The organism is Actinocorallia lasiicapitis (assembly GCF_054778695.1).
Window position 1 is genome coordinate 1 of record NZ_BAAGZI010000480.1, and the last position, 3,980, is coordinate 3,980.

Annotated in this window: 2 protein-coding genes and 1 pseudogene; 1 reads left to right on the forward strand and 2 read right to left on the reverse strand. The window is 69.6% G+C overall.

Going from position 1 to position 3,980, the window contains the following annotated elements; genetic code table 11:
- Positions 1-241, reverse strand: a pseudogene (locus tag ACYVE7_RS30620) (mycothiol synthase); the annotation flags it as partial.
- Between the two features lie 136 nt (positions 242-377).
- Here ACYVE7_RS30620 and ACYVE7_RS30625 point away from each other — a divergent pair.
- A complete protein-coding gene (locus ACYVE7_RS30625; RefSeq protein ID WP_460369609.1) occupies positions 378-2,177 on the forward strand; it encodes a bifunctional metallophosphatase/5'-nucleotidase in 1,800 nt (599 codons plus the stop codon).
- A 485-nt stretch (positions 2,178-2,662) separates the two neighbouring features.
- Here the strand turns inward: ACYVE7_RS30625 and ACYVE7_RS30630 are convergent, their stop codons facing one another.
- Positions 2,663-3,691, reverse strand: coding sequence for a LacI family DNA-binding transcriptional regulator (locus ACYVE7_RS30630; protein WP_460369611.1), 1,029 nt, complete (start codon positions 3,689-3,691; stop codon positions 2,663-2,665).
- Positions 3,692-3,980: the final 289 nt, after the last annotated feature.

Genomic DNA, 3,980 nt, shown 5'->3' on the forward strand with positions numbered 1-3,980 from the left:
GACGGCCGCGGCGGCGGAGCGCCGGCTCGACGACCAGCTCGGCGGAGCCCGCTTCGTCCCGGTAGGCGTAGCCGGCGAGGACGCCGTCGTCGTAGCGGAGGGTGTGGCCGCCGCCCCCGTGGCGGACCGCGAGCAGGGTCTGCTCGGACAGGGCGGCGACCCCGTCCAGCTCCTCGGCCCTGTCGGCCAGAGCCAGGACGGCCTCGGTCTGTTCAGCGGACAACTCGGAAACGACGGTCATAGCCCACCAGCCTATTTGGGTCACAAGGTAAGCACGAGTTCACCCAGGCTCTTCTTACGGGATACCGGTAGGTGTCACGATGCGATGACCCCAATGCTGGCCCTGCTCAGGAGATGCCTCGCACATGCTCATACGTATGACCAAGCTGCGCATGATCGCTGCTGCCGCACTCGCCACCGCAGCGACCGTGTCGCTGACCGCGCCCGCCGAGGCCGGTGGCGAGCGGCTCGTCCCCGTCCGGCTCCTCGCGCTCAACGACTTCCACGGCAACCTCGAGGCCCCGTCCGGTTCGTCCGGCCGGATGGTCGACGAGGCGGGCAACACCGTCCTCGCCGGCGGCGCCGCCTACGCGGCCGGCTGGATGGACAAGCTCTCCAACGAGAACACCCTCAAGGTGGCGCAGGGCGACCTGATCGGCGCGTCGCCGCTGATCTCCGCCGCCTACCACGACGAGCCGTCGCTGGAGTTCCTCAACGACATCGGCGTCACCGTCTCCGCCGTCGGCAACCACGAGTTCGACGAAGGCTACGGCGAGCTCAAGCGCCTGATCACCGGTGGTTCGCACCCGGTTGACGGCGACTCGCCCGCCGGCCGCTGGGACGGCACGAAGTTCACCTACCTCGGCGCGAACGTCCTGCTGAAGGACGCCACCGAACTGCCGAACCTGCCCGGCTACGAGCCGCTCGCGCAGATCGCGCAGTACGCGCCCGGCAAGCTCGAGAAGGAGCTGCGCGACTACGGCATCCCGGCGCTGCCGCCGATCGCCGTCCGCGAGATCAACGGCGTCAAGATCGGCTTCATCGGCGCGGTCACCGAGACCACCCCGACCATCGTCACCTCCTCCGGGATCAAGGACCTGCACTTCACCAACGTGGTGAAGTCGGCGGAGTTCGGCTCCCGGCTGCTGAGGCTGCTGAACGTCAAGGCGCAGGTCCTGCTGGTGCACGAGGGCGACAACGTCCTCACGGGCAAGTCGCCCGACGCCTGCTCGGTCACCACCGACCCCGACGGTTCGACCGGCAACGGCACCGACATCGCCACCCAGGTCGACCCCGAGATCGACATGATCCTCGCGGGCCACTCCCACCAGGCCTACGGCTGTACGGTCACCGACCCGGCCGGCCAGCCCCGCCTTTACAGCCAGGGCGGCTCGTTCGGCCGCGTCATCTCCCAGGTCGACTTCAAGGTCGACCGGAAGACCGGCCAGATCGACCGCTCCACCGAGACGATCGACAACCAGATCGTGACCCGCGAGGTCCCGGCCGAGGGCACCTCGGCGCGCGCCGCCTACAACAGCGTCAACTCGCGGATCAACGACTTCTGGAAGGTGAAGGTCGCCGAGATCGCCAACCGGCAGATCGGCACCATCAGCCAGGCGATCGTCCGGACCGCCGCCCCGACCGGTGAGAACGCGCTCGGCGACCTGATCGCCGACTCGCAGCGGGCCGCGGCGGCCGGTGAGGGCGGCGCGCAGTTCGCGCTGATGAACCCGGGCGGCGTCCGCACCGACCTGAACTTCCACGACGGCGGTCAGGTCACCTACGGCGACGCGTTCGCCGTCCAGCCGTTCAGCAACCTGCTGCAGGTCGTGTCGCTGACCGGCGCGCAGATCGACGCGCTGCTCGAGCAGCAGTGGACCCCGGCCAAGACCACGGTCCTCCTGCCGTCGAAGGAACTGAACTACACCTACAGCCCGGCCAAGGCGTTCGGCGACAAGGTCTCCGGCATCACCGTCGGCGGCGTGCCGCTCGACCCGGCCGCCACCTACCGCGTCGCAGCCAACAACTTCCTCGTCGGCGGCGGCGACGGCTTCTCCGTCTTCACCCAGGGCACCAACCTGTGGAGCGGCCCGATCGACCTGGACGCGTTCACCGCCTACCTCGGCGCGAACTCCCCGGTCTCCCCCCCGGCCCTCAACCGCATCACCCTCGGCTAACCAAAGCCCCAAAGCCCGCCCCCGCCACTCCCACGGCGAGGGCGGGCTTCCCTTTACCCCCCAAAACCCCCGCGACCCGCGACCCCACCTCAAGATCTCCGCGAGCTGCGGCGTGTCGCCCGTTCCAGCCACCCCGAAAGGGCGACACGCCGCAGCTCGGCACGATCATGGACTGGGCGGTGAGTCCAATCAGGCGACGCGCTGTGGCTGCGCCCCAAGATCTCCGGGAGCTGCGGCGTGTCGCCTGTTCCAGAGAGTTCGCATGGGTGATGAGCCGCGACCGCACCTCAAGATCTTCTCGAGCTGCGGCGTGTCGCCTGTTTCAGTGACGTCGAAAGGGCGACACGCCGCAGGTCGAGGCGATCATGGGGTGGGTGGTGAGTTCACTCGGGTGACGGGCTGTGGCTGCGCCTCAAGGGCTCGGCGGGCTGTGGCGGGTTGTTTGTTTCGGGAAGTTCGGGTGGGTGATGCGCTGTGGCTGCGCTTCAAGATCTTGGCGAGCTGCGGCGTGTCGCCTGTTTCAGCGAGGGGGAAAGGGCGGCATGTCGCAGGTTGGGGCGATCAGGGGGTGGGGTGCGGAGGGAGGAGGGGCGGAGGGTTAGGTGGGTGGGGAGGGTGGGGTTTGTGGTGGCGGGGGAGCCGGTGAGGGTGGCGGCTAGGGCGGCGACGGCGTCGGCGATGGTTTCCGGGGACAGGGAGACCGTGGTGATGGGTGGGGTGGTGGTGGCGTAGGCGGGGTCCTCGCTGCAGGTGACGATCAGCAGGTCGGCTGGGACGCGCAGGTTAAGGGCGCGGGCCGCGTCCAGGACGGCCAGGCCGCAGCCGTCGTAGAGGCCGAAGACGGCGTCGGCGCCCGCGCGTAGGAGCAGGTCGGCGGCGGTGCGTCCGGTCAGGTCGTCGGTGCTCGCCCAGGCGACCAGCGGATCGGCGACCAGGGCGCGGTAGGTGTCGACGCAGGTGCGGGTGAAATGGTCGGTGCCGGGGCCGGCGAGCAGGCCGATGCGTTCCGCGCCCTGCTCCCGCAGATGGGCGACGACCTGGCGGGTGGTGGCGGCGTGGTCGTTGTCGAACCACGAGTCGTGGCGGCCGAGGCTCGCCGGGTGGCCGTCGAACGCGATCGGGATGCCGCGCCGCCGCAGGATCGGCACGGCACGGTCATGGAGCGGGCTGTCGAGGATCAGCGCGCCGTCGATGGCGAGCGCACGCCACCCGTCCCCGCTCAGCGCCGACGGCAGCACGGTCAGCCCGTAGCCGTGCCGGTGGGCGGCGGAGGTGGCCGCGGCGATCGTCCGCGCGTAGTAGGGGAGTGCGCTGTAGTTCCAGGCCAGCTCGAACGTCGTGACGCCCAACGCCAGGATCCCGGTGCGGGTGACCCCGTAGCCGAGACGTTCGGCGACGTCCCTGACGCGTCGGCGGGTCGCCTCGGAGACCCGTCCGGTGCCGTTGAGGGAGTTGGAGACGGTCCCCGTGGAGACCTCGGCCGCACGGGCCACTTCTGCGATCGTCACCGCCATCCCGCCATGCTACGTAATTCGTTGTTACATCCGCCTTTCTCCACGAAATCAGTTGATTTCCGGTCATTGTGATGAAGTCCTTCAGCGCCAAGGATCTTGCCCATACGGCTGTGAGGGAGATGAGATGCCTGCTGGTGGAAGTCCCTGGACAAGGCTGACCAGGGAGTGGAGCTCCAGGGAAGGACGGCCGGAGCCGACCCGCCGCACGGTGCTGCGCGGCGGACTCGCCGCGGCCGCCGCGGCCCCGCTCCTGTCCGAGACGGCGCTCGCCCTGCCGCGCGCCACCCCG

What these genes read in the sequence shown, in the direction of transcription:
- ACYVE7_RS30630 (WP_460369611.1), bottom strand. Translation starts at nt 3,691, where the DNA reads ATGGCGGTGACGATCGCAGAAGTGGCCCGTGCGGCCGAGGTCTCCACG.
- ACYVE7_RS30625 (WP_460369609.1), top strand. Translation starts at nt 378, where the DNA reads ATGACCAAGCTGCGCATGATCGCTGCTGCCGCACTCGCCACCGCAGCG.